The organism is Nocardioides sp. PD653-B2 (assembly GCF_002117935.1).
Lineage (GTDB): Bacteria > Actinomycetota > Actinomycetes > Propionibacteriales > Nocardioidaceae > Nocardioides.
The window spans coordinates 45,370-63,113 of sequence record NZ_BDJE01000014.1; the positions used below are offsets into that span (position 1 = coordinate 45,370).

The 17,744-nt window shown below is 69.6% G+C and carries 13 protein-coding genes; 8 read left to right on the forward strand and 5 right to left on the reverse strand.

Annotation, left to right across the window (positions count from 1 at the left end):
- The 3 genes from PD653B2_RS06750 to PD653B2_RS06760 all read left to right on the forward strand — a co-directional run bounded on the left by PD653B2_RS06750 (position 1) and on the right by PD653B2_RS06760 (position 4,386).
- Positions 1–498 carry a mismatch-specific DNA-glycosylase gene (locus PD653B2_RS06750; protein ID WP_085871575.1) on the forward strand — a complete coding sequence of 166 codons (498 nt, stop codon included), beginning with the start codon at positions 1–3 and terminating at the stop codon, positions 496–498.
- Between the two features lie 339 nt (positions 499–837).
- Positions 838–1,329, forward strand: coding sequence for a transcriptional regulator NrdR (gene nrdR / locus PD653B2_RS06755; RefSeq protein WP_085871576.1), 492 nt, complete (start codon positions 838–840; stop codon positions 1,327–1,329).
- Positions 1,330–1,473: 144 nt separating this feature from the next.
- Positions 1,474–4,386: a vitamin B12-dependent ribonucleotide reductase gene (locus PD653B2_RS06760; protein ID WP_085871577.1), complete on the forward strand. Its 2,913-nt coding sequence runs from the start codon at positions 1,474–1,476 to the stop codon at positions 4,384–4,386.
- Between the two features lie 150 nt (positions 4,387–4,536).
- Here the strand turns inward: PD653B2_RS06760 and PD653B2_RS06765 are convergent, their stop codons facing one another.
- Positions 4,537–7,620 (reverse strand): DUF3427 domain-containing protein, encoded by a 3,084-nt coding sequence (locus PD653B2_RS06765; protein ID WP_085871578.1) that lies wholly within the window; start codon positions 7,618–7,620, stop codon positions 4,537–4,539.
- 180 nt (positions 7,621–7,800) lie between these two features.
- On the opposite strand from PD653B2_RS06765, the gene PD653B2_RS06770 reads away from it, so the two are divergent.
- Positions 7,801–8,571 carry a nuclease-related domain-containing protein gene (locus PD653B2_RS06770; protein ID WP_085871579.1) on the forward strand — a complete coding sequence of 257 codons (771 nt, stop codon included), beginning with the start codon at positions 7,801–7,803 and terminating at the stop codon, positions 8,569–8,571.
- Between the two features lie 280 nt (positions 8,572–8,851).
- Complete coding sequence (locus PD653B2_RS06775; protein WP_085871580.1) at positions 8,852–10,375, forward strand: M1 family metallopeptidase; 1,524 nt, start codon at positions 8,852–8,854, stop codon at positions 10,373–10,375.
- 67 nt (positions 10,376–10,442) lie between these two features.
- On the opposite strand, the gene PD653B2_RS06780 is transcribed toward PD653B2_RS06775, so the two are convergent.
- Positions 10,443–11,264 (reverse strand): hypothetical protein, encoded by an 822-nt coding sequence (locus PD653B2_RS06780; RefSeq protein WP_133058884.1) that lies wholly within the window; start codon positions 11,262–11,264, stop codon positions 10,443–10,445.
- Between the two features lie 111 nt (positions 11,265–11,375).
- Positions 11,376–12,815: a gamma-glutamyltransferase gene (locus PD653B2_RS06785; RefSeq protein WP_085871582.1), complete on the reverse strand. Its 1,440-nt coding sequence runs from the start codon at positions 12,813–12,815 to the stop codon at positions 11,376–11,378.
- Between the two features lie 129 nt (positions 12,816–12,944).
- On the opposite strand from PD653B2_RS06785, the gene PD653B2_RS06790 reads away from it, so the two are divergent.
- Positions 12,945–14,150 (forward strand): cysteine desulfurase-like protein, encoded by a 1,206-nt coding sequence (locus PD653B2_RS06790; RefSeq protein ID WP_085871583.1) that lies wholly within the window; start codon positions 12,945–12,947, stop codon positions 14,148–14,150.
- Between the two features lie 30 nt (positions 14,151–14,180).
- Positions 14,181–15,620 carry an amino acid permease gene (locus tag PD653B2_RS06795; RefSeq protein WP_085871584.1) on the forward strand — a complete coding sequence of 480 codons (1,440 nt, stop codon included), beginning with the start codon at positions 14,181–14,183 and terminating at the stop codon, positions 15,618–15,620.
- A 7-nt stretch (positions 15,621–15,627) separates the two neighbouring features.
- Here PD653B2_RS06795 and PD653B2_RS06800 read toward each other — a convergent pair whose 3' ends face one another.
- Both PD653B2_RS06800 and PD653B2_RS06805 read right to left on the reverse strand, forming a co-directional pair.
- Positions 15,628–16,596, reverse strand: coding sequence for a hypothetical protein (locus tag PD653B2_RS06800; RefSeq protein ID WP_085871585.1), 969 nt, complete (start codon positions 16,594–16,596; stop codon positions 15,628–15,630).
- Positions 16,597–16,622: 26 nt separating this feature from the next.
- Positions 16,623–17,330 (reverse strand): endonuclease/exonuclease/phosphatase family protein, encoded by a 708-nt coding sequence (locus PD653B2_RS06805; RefSeq protein ID WP_085871586.1) that lies wholly within the window; start codon positions 17,328–17,330, stop codon positions 16,623–16,625.
- 207 nt (positions 17,331–17,537) lie between these two features.
- On the opposite strand from PD653B2_RS06805, the gene PD653B2_RS06810 reads away from it, so the two are divergent.
- Positions 17,538–17,744 (forward strand): helix-turn-helix domain-containing protein (locus PD653B2_RS06810; protein ID WP_133058885.1); only part of this gene is annotated, 207 nt, incomplete at its 3' end.

The following is a 17,744-nucleotide window of genomic DNA, read 5'->3' on the forward strand; positions in this document are numbered from 1 at the left end:
GTGGAGGTCCTGCCCGACATCGTCGCGCCCGAGCCGAGGATCGTCTTCTGCGGGCTGGCCGGCGCGGAGAGCACCAAGCTGCGCGACCACTACTACGAGTCGCCCGGCAACAGCTTCTGGGAGTCGCTGCACCTGAGCGGCCTCTCGCCCCGCCGGCTGCGCCCCGACGAGGACGCGCAGGTCGCCGACCTGGGCCTCGGGCTCACCGACCTGGTCGGCCACTGGGACCCGCGCTGGGTCGAGATCGACGGGCTGGTCGCCAAGCTGGAGCGCTGGCAGCCGGAGTGGCTGGCCTTCACCAGCAAGGGCGTCGCGCACGAGGCCGCCCGGGCGCTCGGCGTACGCCGCCCCGGCCTCGGTGTGACGGACTGGTACCTCGGCCCGGCCCAGGTCTTCGTGCTCCCCGGCACCAGCGGCGCCAACCAGCGCAAGGACTACGACGGCCGCCCGAACCGGTTGTCGTGGTGGCGCGATCTCGCAGCCCTCGCCGGCCCCTGAGGGCCGGTCGCACCCGCCGCGACACGCCCTCGCCGAATTCGGATTTCGGCGTACCGCGGGCCGCTGACCTGCGGTTTTACCGCGCGGCAACGTCCCGGCCCAGGAACTTTTCAGGACCACTTGCACCGGCCCCCGACCGGGCGTACGGTTACCACTACATCTAGTACTTACACCGGTGTAGTTATCCACATCTAGTTCACAGATGGATGCGGAAGACCCACAGGCGAAGGCTTGTTGTACACAGTGAGACCCCGGTTATCCACAGGCCGACACACCCCGTCGAGGGGTGTCTGTGGCGCGCCCACGCCCCTGACCCGAACAGCCCGAGAGGAGAGACCCGTGCACTGTCCGTACTGCCGCAACACCGACACCCGGGTCCTCGACTCGCGGGTGGCCGACGACGGCGGCTCGATCCGGCGGCGCCGTACCTGCTCCGCCTGCACCAAGCGGTTCACGACCGTCGAGCTGATGCAGCTGACCGTGCTCAAGCGCTCCGGCGCGACCGAGCCGTTCACCCGCGAGAAGGCCATCGCCGGTGTCCGGAAGGCCTGCAAGGGCCGCCCGGTCACCGAGGACCAGCTCGCGTGCCTCGGCCAGGAGGTCGAGGACGCGCTCCGGCTGGCCGGCGCGGCCGAGATCCCCGCCCACGAGGTGGGCATGGCGATCCTCGGGCCGCTGCGCGAGCTCGACGAGGTCGTCTACCTGCGCTTCGCGAGCGTCTACCGGGCCTTCGAGTCCGCGGACGACTTCGAGGACGAGATCGCGATCCTGCGCGCGGAGCGCGACGCGGCCGCGGCCGTCGAACCACCCCAGCCCGTCCACACGGGCTGACCCAGACCGCCCGGCGTGTGTAGTGGGGAAGCTGCACGCGCCGGGCGCACCACCCAACTTTTCTCCAAGAGACGTCGCCGCCGACTGTCGGTGGCAACAGCTTTGATCGAAGAACACCAACCTCAGAGACGGGACACCAGAGGGATGACGGAGACGGTGAGCGGCAAGACCGCCCAGACCAAGGCGGGCGCGGGCCTGAAGATCGAGCGCGTCTTCAGCACCGAGGGGGTGCACCCGTACGACGAGCTCAACTGGGAGCGTCGCGACGTCGTGCAGACCAACTGGAAGACCGGCGTCACGGTCTTCGAGCAGCGCGGGGTGGAGTACCCCGACTTCTGGTCGGTCAACGCCTCGACCATCGTCACCACCAAGTACTTCCGTGGCGCCGTCGGCACCGACGCCCGCGAGTGGAGCCTCAAGCAGCTCATCGACCGGATCGTGAAGACGTACACGAAGGCCGGTCTCGACCACGGCTACTTCGCGACCACGGCCGACGCCGAGGTCTTCGAGCACGAGCTCACCTGGCTGCTCGTGCACCAGTACTTCTCGTTCAACAGCCCCGTCTGGTTCAACGTCGGCACCCCGTCGCCGCAGCAGGTCTCGGCCTGCTTCATCCTCTCCGTCGACGACTCGATGGACTCGATCCTGAACTGGTACAAGGAAGAGGGCTTCATCTTCAAGGGCGGCTCCGGCGCCGGCCTCAACCTCTCCCGCATCCGCTCCTCCAAGGAGCTGCTCTCCTCGGGCGGCACCGCCTCCGGCCCGGTCTCCTTCATGCGCGGCGCCGACGCGTCCGCCGGCACCATCAAGTCGGGCGGCGCCACGCGCCGTGCGGCCAAGATGGTCGTCCTCGACGTCGACCACCCCGACATCGAGGAGTTCGTGATGACGAAGGCCAAGGAGGAGGACAAGATCCGGGCCCTGCGCGACGCCGGGTTCGACATGGACCTCGGTGGCGCCGACATCACCTCGGTCCAGTACCAGAACGCCAACAACTCGGTCCGCGTCAACGACGCGTTCATGCGCGCCGTCGAGGACGGCACCGACTTCGGCCTGCGCTCGCGCACCACCGGCGAGGTCATCGAGACCGTCGACGCCCGCGACCTGTTCCGCAAGATCAGCGAGGCCGCCTGGGCCTGCGCCGACCCGGGTCTGCAGTACGACGACACGATCAACGACTGGCACACCAACCCGGAGACGGGCCGGATCACCGCGTCCAACCCGTGCTCGGAGTACATGTCGCTCGACAACTCCTCGTGCAACCTGGCGTCGCTGAACCTGCTCAAGTTCCTCAAGGACGACGACACCTTCGACGGCGAGCTCTTCGCGAAGGCCGTCGAGTTCATCATCACCGCGATGGACATCTCGATCTGCTTCGCCGATTTCCCGACCGAGGCGATCGGCGACACCACCCGCGACTACCGCCAGCTCGGCATCGGCTACGCCAACCTCGGCGCGCTGCTGATGGCGATGGGCCTGGGCTACGACTCCGACGGTGGCCGCGCGATGGCCGCGACGATCACGTCGCTGATGACCGGCACGTCGTACAAGCGCTCGGCCGAGCTCGCCGGCGTCGTCGGCCCCTACAACGGCTACGCCCGCAACGCGGAGGCCCACAAGCGGGTCATGCGCAAGCACCAGGCCGCCAACGACACGGTGCGTACCCTCGGCATCGTCGACGGCCAGGTCCACAAGCTGGCCACCCAGGCGTGGGCCGACGTGCAGGAGCTGGGCGCCACCAACGGCTTCCGCAACGCGCAGGCCTCGGTGCTCGCCCCCACCGGCACCATCGGCTTCATGATGGACTGCGACACGACCGGCATCGAGCCGGACTTCTCGCTGGTCAAGTTCAAGAAGCTGGTCGGCGGCGGCTCCATGCAGATCGTCAACCAGACCATCCCGCGGGCCCTGCGCAAGCTCGGCTACGTCGAGGAGCAGGTCGAGGCGATCGTCGCCCACATCGCCGAGCACGGCCACGTGATCGACGCCCCGGGCCTCAAGCCCGAGCACTACGAGGTCTTCGACTGCGCGATGGGCGCCCGCGCCCTGGCTCCGATGGGCCACGTGCGGATGATGGCGGCCGCCCAGCCGTTCCTGTCCGGCGCGATCAGCAAGACGGTCAACCTGCCGGAGACGGCGACCGTCGAGGAGATCGAGGACATCTACCTGCAGTCCTGGAAGCTCGGCCTCAAGGCGACGGCCGTGTACAGGGACAACTGCAAGGTCGGCCAGCCGCTCGCCACCGGCAAGGGCGAGAACAAGGGCACCTCCTCCAACGCCGACGCCCCGGCCGCCGAGGTCGAGACCAAGGTGATCGAGAAGGTCGTCTACGCCCCGACCCGCAAGCGGCTCCCGAAGTCCCGCGTCTCGCGCACCACCTCCTTCACGGTGGGTGGCGCCGAGGGCTACATGACCTCGGGTGCCCACGACGACGGCGAGCTGGGCGAGATCTTCCTCAAGCTCGGCAAGCAGGGCTCGACCCTGGCCGGCGTGATGGACGCCTTCTCGATCGCGGTCTCCATCGGCCTCCAGTACGGCGTCCCGCTCGAGACCTACGTCTCGAAGTTCACCAACCTGCGCTTCGAGCCCGCCGGCCTCACCGACGACCCCGACGTGCGGATGAGCCAGTCGATCATGGACTACATCTTCCGCCGCCTGGCTCTGGACTACCTGCCCTTCGAGCAGCGCGAGGGCATGGGCATCTTCAGCGCCGACGAGCGCCAGCGCTACCTCGAGACCGGCTCCTACGAGCCGCTCGCCGAGGAGACCGGTGGCGCCGCCGAGCTGATCCAGGACGCCGCCCCGGTGGTCGAGATCGTCGAGGACGAGTCCCCGGTGGTCGAGGACGTCGCGCAGCACCACGACTCCAAGGGGTCGAACGAGCGCGAGGTCCCCGCGACCTACACCCAGGAGGCGCACACCTCCGCCGAGCTGATGGAGAGGATCACCGGCACCGCCGTCGACTCGCCGCTCTGTTTCACCTGCGGCACGAAGATGCGGCCCGCCGGCTCCTGCTACGTCTGCGAGGGCTGCGGCAGCACCAGCGGCTGCAGCTGACGATCCAGTAGTTCGACCGAGGCCCCTGGCGTGACTTGCCGAGGGCCTCGGTCGTCTCCCGGGATCCTGGAACCGGGAGGTCCTACGGATCGAGCCACCCTGGCACCGACGGTATGAGGTTGCGGGTGCGGGCAACGTGGAGGCCAAGGACTACCCGGCGGCCACCGTCGCGGTGGTGAAGAACTCCGCTGGCATGGGGTGTTCGAGCTCCCAGGTGATCGCGATGGGGCGTTCCCCCGTGTGCGTCCGGTACCGGGCCGGCCCGAGGAATAGGTACGGCGCGGTCCCAAACTCATCGAGGGGTTGTTCCCTGACGAAGAGCAGCACCGTGCTGGCGCCAGAGAGATACCGCTGTCCGGTCGGGGACGCCAGCGTGGTGGTCGACTGTGACTCCCAGTGGAAGAGCGTCGGACTGATCGGATAGTCGCGGTACATCGTGGTGGGGGAGTAGTCGGCTTCTGACTTCTTCAGCGTGACGAAGAGGATGTCGGCATTGAACGCCTGCGAGTACGCGACGCCCTGCATCATGCTCGTGGGCTTCCGGCTGAGCGTCGAATAGCCGAGTGCAACGAGGATTTCCTCGCGTTGATAGTGCGCATGGACGCGCAGCGGCACCTCGCTGAGCGACCCGGCCAGTTCGAGCGACTGGTGTCGTGCGGAGTCGAAGGACAGGTCCACCACGTTGCGGAGCTCGTCACGGACCGCCCGTTCGCCGCGCAACACATCGAGCCCGGCATCGAATGTCGGATGAGAGCCCGCGTCGGGCCATAGCGAGAAGAAGAGCATCTGCGCCAGAAGCTGCTCGGTCGGGCTGAGCTGGGCGTACGACGGCGCGTCGTCGCGGAGGAGGAAGTCGTAGCCCGCGGCCCGGGTCTGGTCGTCGACGTGTGCGAGCGCCCGGGCCCGCTTCAACAGCTTCGCTTCTGCGTCTCCGCCGTTGGACGTCGGCAGCCCGGCTTCACGGCGGAGCTGAGTCCACGACTTGCTTCCCTGGCGAAGCACGTCCGACAACTCGAGGCCGGATTCGTGGAGGAAGGTGCGCAGATCCTGATCGCCGTACGAGCGCAGCTCAGCGACGACCTGACTCCAACGCGCCGCGACCTGCGACTTGATGTTGTCCAACACGATGGACTGCGCTTGCTGGTCCATCACGATCTGACAGCCAGACGGGAGGAACGGGAAACCCCGCTCGATGTCGCGCTCCAGACCGCGTCGTGTCTGGCCGGTCAGGGCCCGCAGCTTCAGGTCGAAGCGGAACTCCTTGCGGTGGTGGCCCACGAAGTCGAGGACGGTCAGCACCGCTTTGGTCTGGGTTCGACGGAGCCCGCGCCCCAGCTGCTGGAGGAAGATCGTGGCACTCTCGGTGGGCCGCAGGAACAGGACGGTGTCAACGTCGGGGAGATCGAGCCCTTCGTTGAAGAGGTCGGCGGCAAACAGGATGTTCACGCGCCGGTCTTTGAGATCGAGGAGCGCTCGCTCTCGCTCCACCTGCGGGGTCGAGCCACTCACCGCGCGCGCGGGAATGCCGGCTTCGTTGAAGACCTGCGCCATGTAGTCCGCGTGGGCGACGCTCACACAGAATCCCAGGCCTCGCATCGAACCCGGGTCGAGGACCTTGTCCTTGAGTTGAGTGAGGACCACGGCCGCCCGCCGATCGTTGCCCGTGTAGACACCGGACAGTTCCGCCTCGTCATAGCGACCGCGCGACCACGACACCCGACGGAGGTCGGTGCCGTCGGCCACCGCGAAGTAGTGGAACGGGCAGAGCAGGTCCGCGCCGAGCGCATCCCACAGCCGAAGCTCGGCGGCGGTGCGGCCATCGAAGAACGTGCGGACGTCAACCCCGTCGGAGCGCTCGGGCGTGGCCGTGAGTCCGAGTAGCTCTCGAGGGGTGAGGTGATCCAGGAGGCGGCGGTAAGTCGCCGCCTGCGCATGATGAAACTCGTCGATGACTACGAGGTCGAAGGCGTCGGCGGGCAGATTGTCAACGCCGTAGGACGTCAGCGACTGGACGCTCGCGAACACGTGCCGCCACCGTTCCGGGCGGGCGCCGCCGACGTACAGCTCGCCGAAGTTCGCGTCAGCCAGGACCTCTCGGTAGGTGCGCAGTGACTGTTCAAGGATCTCGCGTCGGTGTGCAACGAACAGGATCGAAGGCCGGTCGCCGGTCGCCGGATTGCAGAGACGGCGGTAGTCCAGCGCGGCGATGACGGTCTTCCCAGTGCCGGTGGCGGCCACGACCAGGTTGCGGTGTCGGTCATGGATAGCGCGCTCGGCCTCGATGGCGTCGAGCATCTCCTGTTGGTAGGCGAACGGCCTGACCTCGAGCCCGGCAAGAGAGATAGTGACCCGGCTGTGCTGGGTGCGCCCCGATGCTTCCGCAATGGCGTCGTCGAGGCGATCGCGGTCATTCTCCGGGTCGTAGCACTCGAAGCTCGGGTCGTTCCAGTAGGTGTCGAAGGTGGCGGCGAACTTCCCCAGGAGCGACGGCGTGCCGATGCGAGACAGCCGCACGTTCCATTCGACGCCGTCGAGCAATGCCGCTCGCGAGAGGTTGGAGGACCCTACGTAGGCGGTGTCGTAGCCGGTCTCGCGGTGAAACATCCATGCCTTGGCGTGCAGACGTGTGCGCTGCGCGTCGTATTGGATCTTGACCTCGGCGTCGAACTCTCGCACGAGCCGGTCGAGCGCGGCGCGCTCGGTGGCGCCCATGTAGGTCGTGGTGATGAGCCGAAACGGCGCCCCACGGAGCTTCAGTCTCGCAAGTTCTGTCTCCAACAGCCGGAGGCCGTGCCACTTCACGAAGGCGCAGAGAAGATCAACACGGTCGGCGGTATCGATCTCGGCGCGGAGTTCGCTGCCGAGGCTCGGTTCGCCCTTAGTGTTGGTGAGTAGTGCGGGTTCGGAGAGCGGTGTGCTCGGGCGACCTCCGGCAAATGTGTTGCCTCCCGCGCCGACTGGAGTGGCGATGCGGAGGAGCTGTGCCGGCGGACTCACGACGTCGTCGCCGACCGAGTCGAGATGCCCGACGAGGTCGTTCACGATTGTCAGACGCTCCGCTGGGTCGCGGGTCGATGCTAGGACCCGCAGAGCGATGTCGTAGACGTGCCGGGCTAGGACGTGGGGTTGATCAGCCTCGTCGACGAGCCCGCGACTGATGCGCTCAGGGTTGAGCTCCAGGAGGGCAGCCTGCAGCCGTCCCGTAACGAGCGATTCGTAGAGGCCGTCCTGCACCCGCGAAGCTTGCCACTCCTTGGCCCGTAGGGACGGGCTTTGCAGCCTGACCGACAAGATTGCCCATCGCCGAGGGAGTGGCTGGAGCCGATCTTCTGGGACCGCCAGCGCGCCGACGGCGTTCAGTGCAGGATCTGAACCCTGGGACTCAAGGGCTGTCGGTCTACCGGAGGACGCGTCATGGATGGGGCAGCTGTCGAGATCAGGCGGTGGCGCCGCTACGGCGGGGATCGGCTCTATGTAGCTCTCTCGGACGGCACCAGCCTGGGCTGGTGGGATCTTCGAGCCAACCAAGCGCACCCGGCAACCGGCGCCGATCACGACGCGCTCGCCGCCGCCGTACGCGACTGGAAGGCCACCGCCGGCCTGCCGTCGTCGCAGGATGCGCCGAAGTCAGGTCGTGCGGGCGAGACATGGCTTTCGACCGAGGCGGTTGCTGCTGGCCCGTGGTTCGATCTGACGACGAACAATCCTGGAGAGGCAGCACGCGCTCAGGCGCTGGCAGCGAAACAAGCCGCTCCTGGTCGGGCGCTATTGGCCAGGGCGCTGCGGGTGCACACAAGTGAGCGGGCGTGGCGCATCGGGGCGGACGGGGAGGAGAAGGTCGCCGCTCAGTTCGACAAGGTGGTGCGCAAGGACCCACGGTGGCAGTTCATCCATGCCATCCCCGTGGGCACTCGCGGCTCGGACATCGACCACCTCGTCGTTGGTCCTGGCGGCGTGTTCACCGTGAACGCGAAGAATCACCCCCACGCCAAGGTCTGGGTCGGGGGTGAAGGTCAAGACGCTGCCGCAGGATGTCCATGTCGTGCAGCGGCGGCAGATTGCGGCGTGGCTGCTGCGCCACGGCGACGTGTTGGACGACGCGCGTCGGGCGGAGATCTTCGAGGTGGCTCGACGGTCGACGACCTGGAGGTAGCTGGTGGTGGTGGTTTCGAGGCTCGGGCCTAGCGGCCCTCGCACCTCAACCACCGTCGGCGTTAGCCGTTGGTGGTGGTTTCGAGGCTCGGGCCTAGCGGCCCTCGCACCTCAACCACCGTCAGGAGGCTCGGGCCTAGCGGCCCTCCCACCTCAACCACCGTCAGGAGGCTCGGGCCTAGCGGCCCTCGCACCTCAACCACCGGGAGCGACGTATCCGGCGGATGAGGGCGCACCCCTCGATTCCGTCGGTGGGCTGTGATTGTGTGGCGTCAGGGTCGCAGGGGATGGCCCGCTCTCGGGAGGTCTATCAATGGCTCCACACGCACACGTACGTCGCATCGCCATGGTCGTCGGGCTGGCCCTGCTGCTTCCCATCGGCGTGGCGCAGGCGGCGGCGCCCAGCGGCACGCCGGGGGCGCGCGGGATCGGGGATCCCTACTACGCCGACTACGGCAACGGTGGGTACGACGTGGACCACTACGGCATCCACGTCGCCTACGTGCCGAAGACCGACCGGTTGAGGGGCACGACGAAGATCCGCGCCCACGCGACCAAGAACCTGTCGCGGTTCAACCTCGACTTCGTGCTGCCGGTCAAGAGCGTGCGGGTCAACGACAGGCGAGCGTCGTTTACGCAGGGCAGGCACGAGCTGGTCGTGACGCCCAAGAAGGCGGTGGCCAAGGGCCAGCAGATGGTCGTCGACGTCACGTACGCCGGCGTCCCGTCGACGATCAAGTCCGACGGCGTCCAGCCGTGGATCCGCACCGACGACGGCGCCGCTGCCGTGGGGGAGCCGGAGATCGCGGCCTGGTGGTACCCCGCGAACGACCACCCTCGCGACAAGGCGACGTACGACGTCAGCGTGAAGGTCGCGAAGGGCCTCGAGGCCCTGGGCAACGGCGTCCTGGTCTCGAAGCGCGTCGCCCACGGCACGACCACCTGGCACTGGCGTGAGGCGAAGCCGATGGCGCCGTACCTCGCGTTCTTCGTGGTCGGTCAGTTCGGCATCGACCGGTCCCGCGTCGACGGGCTGCCGGTGATCACGGCGGTCGCGTCGCACGGCGGCAATGAGGGCAGGTACGCCGCTGCCGACCTGCGCAAGACGCCCCAGGTGATCCGGTTCGAGGCCAACCACTTCGGCCCCTATCCGTTCGACGCCATGGGCGGGGTGGCCCCGGCCGCCGACTTCGGCTTCGCGCTGGAGAACCAGACCCGCCCCGTCTACACGCGCGGCTTCTGGCGCGACGGCCCGAACATCTACGTCGTCGTCCACGAGCTCGCGCACCAGTGGTACGGCGACTCGGTGTCGGTGCAGAACTGGCGCGACATCTGGCTCAACGAGGGCTTCGCGTCGTTCGCTGAGTGGCTGTGGTCGGAGAAGCACGACGAGGGCACGGCGAAGCAGCTGTTCCAGCAGACCTGGGACTCCTACCCCCGCGGCAACGGCTTCTGGAAGGTGAAGATCGGCAACCCCGGCGCCCACAACGAGTTCAACGGCGCCGTCTACGACCGCGGCGCCATGACGTTGCAGGCCCTGCGCACCCGGATCGGTGACGACGCGTTCTTCACCGTGCTGCGCACGTGGGCGGCCGACCACCGGTACGGCAACGGCTCGATTCCGGAGTTCATCGACCTCGCGCAGACGGTCTCGGGTGAGGACCTCGCGTCGTTCTTCGAGGTCTGGCTCTACACGAGCCGGCGGCCCGCCGCGACCGAGGCGAACGGGTTCCCGGCGGACTTCGACCCGAAGGTCGTTGGTCGAGAGTCGATCCCCCAGTCGTGGGCGAAGATCCAGCGCACGAACGAGCTGCTGGCGCAGGCCGAGCGGCGGTGACGGTGGCCTCTCGGCTCACGGGGTTTCGAGACGGTTGCCAGCGCAACCTCCTCAACCGCCGGGGGGCTTACTCCGCGACGACGTTGGCGGTGAAGTAGAAGCCCCACTCCGAGCCGGGGATCGGCTTGCCCTTCTGGAGGCCGGCCGACTTGTCGGTCTTGGTGGCGACGCGGTAGCCGATGAACTTGAAGTTCCAGCGGGTGCCGACGAAGTCAGCGGTTGGGGTGAACTCGAGGATGGGCTCGGCGGCGTTGGTCTTCCAAGGCAGCGGGTAGTCCTCGTCCTGGTACCAGCCGAACCGGTTGTCGCCGTCCGCGATGCCGACGTAGGCGTCGACGCCGCTGGCGTAGCGGAGGCCCTTCGCCCACTGGCCGCCGGTGAAGGTGATCCGATACGTCTGGCCGGCGATCATGGTGTTCTCGCCGTCGCGGGTGAAGGTGTCGATGTGCACGCGGTCGGGACCGGCGACGGGCGTGGGGATGGTGTACTTCCAGGCGGCCGTGGTGCGCATCAGCCGCTTGCCGCGGAACTCCTGGATGCGGAACCGGTAGGTCTTGCCGACCTTGAACCCGCCCTGTTGGCGCAGGATGTAGGCAGAGCCGGTGCCGCCGTAGGCATGGGCGTCGTACGTCTGGTCGCCGTTGACCACGACCTGGTAGGTGGAGCCCTCGCGGGCGCCCTTGAAGCTGACGGCCACCGAGGTCCAGCCCCAGACGTAGCCGGCGCCGCCGCACTCGCAGCCGACGGTGACGCCCGAGATCGTCAGCGTGCCCGCGGCCTGCGCCGGGGCACTGCCGACCGGCCCGAGCAGCGCCACCAGCATCGCCAGGACCGCGACCACCGCGCCCGACCCCACCCTGCGTCGCCGCGACGACCCGTCCTGCTGCATGCGTGCTCCCGGTGGCTCGTCGGGTGGCCCCGCCGGCCCCCACGAGGTCGATCCAATCAGCGCCGGGGGCCCCGGGTGGCCGAATCCGCGATCTCGGCCAGCGCAACCTCCTCAACCCCCGGTGGCCCGCACGAGGCGTACGGCGCCCTCGCGCCGCGGGTCGGCGGCGGCGACCAGGTGGCCGTTGGGGCGCACGAGGGTCGCACCGACGCCGCCGTAGTACATGGTCAGCCCCTCCTCGGTCTCGCGCTTGACGACCTCGTCGGCGCGGCCGGGGTTGTGGACGTGGACGCGGGGGTGGTGGACGGCTTCCTGGAGGGTGAGACCGCCGACGAAGCCGGCCAGGACCTGGGTGATGGCGGTGGCGATGCGGCCGGCGCCGGGGGAGCCGATGGCGAGGACGGAGCCGTCGGTGTGGCGGCCGACGGTGGGGGCCATGTTGGAGAGCAGGCGGGAGCCGGGGGTGAGGCCGTGGAGGCCGCGGGCGTTGAGCTCCTGCTCGCCGAGGGTGTTGTTGAGCCAGATGCCGGTGCCCTGCGCGATCATCCCGGAGAAGTAGCCCGACGAGACCGTGACCGCGCAGGCGCGGCCGTCGGAGTCGGTCGCCGAGCAGTGCGCGGTCGAGCCGGAGTCGAGGAAGCGGGCCGCGTCACGCTCGAGGTCGGTGGAGTGGTCGAGCACCTCGAGCCGGTGACCCAGGACCTGGCGCTGCACGTCGACCATCCGCTCGACGTCGCTCGGCTCCCAGCCGTCGAGGAGGCGGAGCATCGCGGCGACGCAGACGCCGCCGACCGAGGGCGGCGGCGTGGTGGCGAGGTTCCAGTCGCCGACGCGGGTGGCGAGCGAGGGCCGGGTGGCCGGCTCGTACGCCGCGAGGTCGTCCGAGCCGAGGATGCCGCCCCGGGCGAGCACGTCGGTGGAGATGAGCCGGGCCAGGTCGCCGGTGTGCAGGGGAGCGGCGCCTTCGGCGGCGATCAGCTCGAGCGAGTCGGCGAGGTCGGGGACGACGATCAGGTCGGTGGCGAGCTCGCCCTGGGCGTCGTGCACGGCGGCGCGGCTGGCGTCGTCCCAGCCGAAGATCGAGTCGTGGACGTACTCGAGGTAGTAGCGCGACGCCGCGCTCAGCCGGAAGCCGCCGCGGGCCACGCTGATGGCCGGAGCGACCACCTCGCGCCAGGGGAGCAGCCCGTCGCGGCGGTGCGCCTGCTCGAACGCCGCGACCGAGCCGTGCGCGGCGACCGAGCCGGGCCCAATGGTGACGTCGACGCCCCCGCCGTACTCGGTGTGCACGTCCCACGTGCCGCCGCCGAGCGGGCCGCCGGCGCGGCCGGGCATGTCCATCCAGCCGTCGACCGTGTACGGCGCACCGCCGCCCGGCGGCTGGATCGTGACGAAGCCGCCCGAGCTCAGCGAGACCAGCCCGACCTCGTTGACCATCGTGACCAGGGCGGCGGCCAGTGCGGCGTCGACCGCGTTGCCGCCGGCGCGGGCGACCTGCTCGCCGGCGTCGGCGGCCGCCTCGTTGGGGGCGGCGATGGCGACGTCGGGCATGGACGGACGCTACCTCCCGACCTGCTGCCTCGAGATCGCACGTGGAGCGACCGGTCGTCCGCAGCCCCGGTGGCTGCCTGCGGGTGGTCTCGGTGGTCGGCCCGCAGCAGCTGCAGGGATGATGGCGTCATGACCTTCGACGTGGACCGCGTGCGCGGCGACTTCCCCGCCCTGGCCGACGGCACGGCCTACTTCGACGGCCCGGGTGGGAGCCAGACACCGCGCCAGGTCGCCGACGCGATCGCCGCGACGATGACCGCCGGCCTCGCCAACCGCGGCACGGTCACGGCCGCCGAGCGGCGCGCCGAGGAGACCGTCGTCGGGGCCCGCCAGGCAGTGGCCGACCTCCTCGGTTGCGACGCGGGCGGGGTGGTCTTCGCGCGGTCGATGACCCAGGCGACGTACGACATGTCGCGCGCGCTCGCCAAGCAGTGGGCGCCGGGCGACCAGGTCGTGGTGACCCGGCTCGACCACGACTCCAACATCCGGCCGTGGGTGCAGGCCGCGGAGGCCGTCGGGGCCGAGGTGCGCTGGGTCGGGTTCGACCGCGAGAGCGCCGAGCTCACGGTCGACGACGTGCGTGCCGAGCTGACCGACCGCACCAAGGTCGTCGCGGTCACCGGCGCCTCGAACCTCCTCGGCACCCGACCCGACATCCCCGCGATCGCCGACGCCGTGCACGAGGTCGGGGCGCTGCTGTACGTCGACGGCGTGCACCTGACGCCGCACGCGCCGGTCGACGTGGTCGAGCTGGGCGCCGACTTCTTCGGGTGCTCGCCGTACAAGTTCTTCGGCCCGCACCACGGCATCGTCGTCGCGGCGCCGGAGCTGCTCGCGCGGTTGCACCCCGACAAGCTGCTGCCGGCCACCGACCAGGTGCCGGAGCGGTTCGAGCTCGGCACGCTGCCCTACGAGATCCTGGCCGGCACGACGGCTGCGGTCGACTACATCGCCGGGCTCGCGTCCGATGCTCACCCGGATGTGACCCGGCGTCGGACGCGGGTGCGGGAGTCGATGGCGGCGCTGGAGGAGTACGAGGACCAGCTGTTCGACCGGCTGCTCGACGGCCTGCGCCGCATCGACGGCGTGCGGGTCCACGGGTCGCCCAAGAGGCACACGCCGACCGTGCTCTTCTCGGTCGAGGGTCGCAGCAACCGGGAGGTCTACGAGCACCTGGCCGCAGCCGGTGTCAACGCCCCGGCGAGCAACTTCTACGCGCTCGAGGCGTCGCGGTGGATCGGGCTCGGCGACGCCGGCGCGATCCGGGCCGGGCTCGCGCCGTACACGAACGAGGAAGACATCGACCGGCTCCTGGAGGGCGTCGCCGGGGCTTGACGTGCGGCGCGCCCGGGTAAGGCTGGGGGCATGAGCGAGTCAGCCTCGGGCAGCACCCATCGGGTCCCACCGGCGAGCGGGGTCTTCCGGCGCAAGCCGATCAGGGACGACGGCGACGGCGGGCTCGAGCGCAGCATCGGGCTGTGGCAGCTCACCGCGATCGGCCTCGGCGCGATCATCGGCGCCGGCATCTTCGCGCTCGCGGGGCCGGTCGCCAAGACCGACGCGGGACCGGCGGTGACCGTGTCGTTCCTGATCGCGGGCGTGGCGAGCGCGTGCGCGGCGTTCTCGTACGCCGAGTTCGGCGGGCTGATCCCGCAGGCGGGCTCGGCGTACACCTACGGCTACGCGGTCCTCGGCGAGGGCGTCGGGTGGTTCATCGGCTGGGACCTGCTGCTGGAGTACACCGCGATCGTGGCCGTCGTCGCGATCGGCGTCTCGCAGTACATCACCTTCCTGCTCGACGGCTTCGGCGTCGACCTGCCCGCGTGGATGCTCGGGGCGCCCGGCACCGGCGGGGGACACCAGGTCGACCTCTTCGCGATCCTGCTCTGCCTGGGCGTCGCGTGGCTGCTCAACCGCGGCATCAAGACCAGCGTCCGGGTCGAGACCTGGCTGGTCTTCGTGAAGGTCGCGATCGTGCTCGCGGTGATCGTGGTCGGCGCGTTCTACGTCGAGAGCGACAACTTCGACCCGTACTTCCCCTACGGCCTCAGCGGCGCGGCCACCGGGGCGGCGACGGTCTTCTTCGCGGTCTTCGGGTACGACGCGATGAGCACCGCGGCCGAGGAGTCGAAGGAGGCCGAGCGCAACCTGCCCAAGGCGATCATCATCTCGCTCGGCATCGCGATGGTGCTCTACGTGCTGGCCGCCACCGTGCTGACCGGCATGCAGAACTACCAGGACCTCGCGGACGCCGCGGCGTTCGGCGTCGCCTTCGAGTCGGTCGGCCTCGACGGCTTCGCGAAGGTGGTCGCCTTCGGCGCGATCATCGGCATCATCACCGTGCTCTTCTCGTTCACCCTCGGCGCGAGCCGGATCTGGTACGCCATCAGCCGCGACGGCCTGCTGCCGGCGTGGTTCGCGAAGACCAACGCCCAGCACTCGCCGAGCCGGCCGACCTGGATCGTCGGCGTCGTGGCCGCCGGCATCGCCGGCTTCGTGCCGATCGGCGACGCCGCCGAGCTCACGAACATCGGCATCCTGATCGCCTTCATCGTGGTCTCGGTCGCGGTGATCGTGCTGCGCTACCGCTCGCCCGAGCTGCCGCGCACGTTCAAGGCGCCGCTGATGCCGTTCACGCCCGTGCTCGGCATCGCCTTCTCGATCTGGCTGATCACCGAGCTGCAGTGGCAGACCTGGGCGCGCTTCGCGACCTGGTTCGTGATCGGGGCGGTGATCTACGCGGCGTACGGGTATCGCCACAGCAAGCTCGGCCAGGGGCAGGTGGTGCAGACCAAGGACACCTGAGGCCGGGCTACCCGTCGCGGCGCGAGTCGAGGGCCACGAGGTCGGGCTTGGGGGACGGGTCCCAGACGTGGAACGGCTCGCAGTCCTCGGCGAAGGGGGTGCGCCAGGCGAGGTGCCCCAGCATCGCGATCACGAACTGGTCGAAGGACATGCCGTAGAGCCGGGCCCGCCTCTCGAGCTCGACGTCGAGCGCGGCGGGGATCCCGCCGAGATGTCGGGAGATCGACTCCTGCTGCTGGACCGCCGCGTGGTCGCGCCAGTGGTGCTCGTCGACGTCCTGCTGCAGCGGGTTGTAGAGGAGCTCGTCGAGGGGCGGGTACGGCGTGCTCAACAGGTCGGGGTCCTCCATCCGGCCCAGCGTGATCGCTCGCACCAGCTCGCCGGGCCGGGTCTCGAGGTCGTCCTCGCCGTGCCACCAGCGCTCGCGTCGGTAGTGGTCGGCGAGCAGGGCGCGGACCTGCTGGCACTCCTCGGGGGACGGCAGCTGGTCGTCGTCGACCGCGAACGTCGAGACCTTCCCGTCGCGCAGTCGCAGGCCGACGAGTCCGAAGCGGGGTACGTCGGGCAGCCAGCCCGGCGGGCCGACGAGCACCTGCTCGCCGGACTCCATGCGCCGTACCTCTCCACCGGACTCCAGCGGGAGCGGTCCGTAGGCGAGGAGGTTGGCCAGCGGCTGCACGCCGACCCGGCACCACAGGTCGGTGCGGCCGGCGAGCGGCGCTCGGGCGCGCGTGGTGAGCACGATGCCGTCGAGGACGTCGGCCAGGTAGCCGATCCGCCCGTCGACCATCGCGACCAGGATCGTCGAGCACTCGATGGTCCGGATCACGGTGGTCTGGTCGATGCGGGCGTCGCGGCGCTCGCGACGCACGCGGGGCGTGAGCCAGGCCAGGGGCTGGGGTCCGTGCTCGCGCACCATGGCGACGAGGGCGTCGTGCAGGTCGTGGTCGACGGAGATGGGTTCTGCTGGGGGCATCGGCACTCCTCGGGTCGGGGTGCCGGTCAGTGTGGGCGAGTTCGCACGGGCTCGCTGGGGTCCTCCACAGGCCCCGCCGACGGCGGTGCCAGGTCGACGGTCACGACGTACGCGTCGTGGTCGGACAAGCGCCGCCCCGACCGGGTGGCCTCGACCTGCGCCACCGCCGTGACGCGTGCACCGGTGGGGACCGCGATGTGGTCGATGGTCAGCAGGCGGGGGAGCGCGTGGGAGAGGTCGGCGGTCGGTGCTCGGAGGCCGAGACCTGACAGGGCAGCGGTGATCTCGCCGCGCCCGGCCATGCTCCCGGAGTACTCCCGGCCACGCAGCGCGTGGTTCCAGTCGCCGCCCCACACGAGGCCTGTGGTCGGCAGGGACCGCATCAGGATGTCGACGGCGGCCCGGGTCTTGTCGACGTGCCGGCCCTCGCCCCACGGCTCGGAGCCGCAGCTCCTCCAGGGCAGGATCGAGCTGCAGAAGGTCCAGCCGTCGACGGTGGCCGCCGCGCTCGCCGGGTGCGGGTCCGGGAGCGGCGTCATCGGACGCCGGCTGAGGACGCCCGCCCAGCGACGTTTCGGCGCCATGCGGTGCCCGCCGAGGTGCATCGCGTAGTCGCTGACCTCGAGCCGTTCGCTCACCTCGGTGAGGAGGAGGACGTCGCAGTCCAGCCCCCTCACGACATCGAGATGGTCCGGTGTCCAGCGACCGGCGAGATTCCACGTGCCGATCCGCATCGGCGAAGCATCGCAGACGTGCCACCGGCGACGCCGCCCTGCTACAACGCGGCCCCGAACACCCGAGCGTCACCGCCGTTCTTGAAGACCTGTCGCTCCAGCCGGAACCGCACGTGAGCAGTGGGTTCCGGCAGCATCCGTGCATCGTAGGGCGGCGGATTCAGTCGGTTGTTGCAACCGGACTGATTCTGGAAGAGGTTGCGGCCCATGCCTGGTGCGCGGTTGACGGTGGAGCAGCGAAGGACGATCGAGCGGGGTTATCGGCTGGGTTTGTCGCAGGATCTGATCGCTTTGATGATCGGTAAGCACAAGTCGACGGTGTCGCGGGAGCTGGCGCGGAGCTTCTCGGCGCCGGGGTCGCGTTCACCGCGGCGGCGCACAGCTCGTGGCAATGGCCACGGATACCGTCGGGTC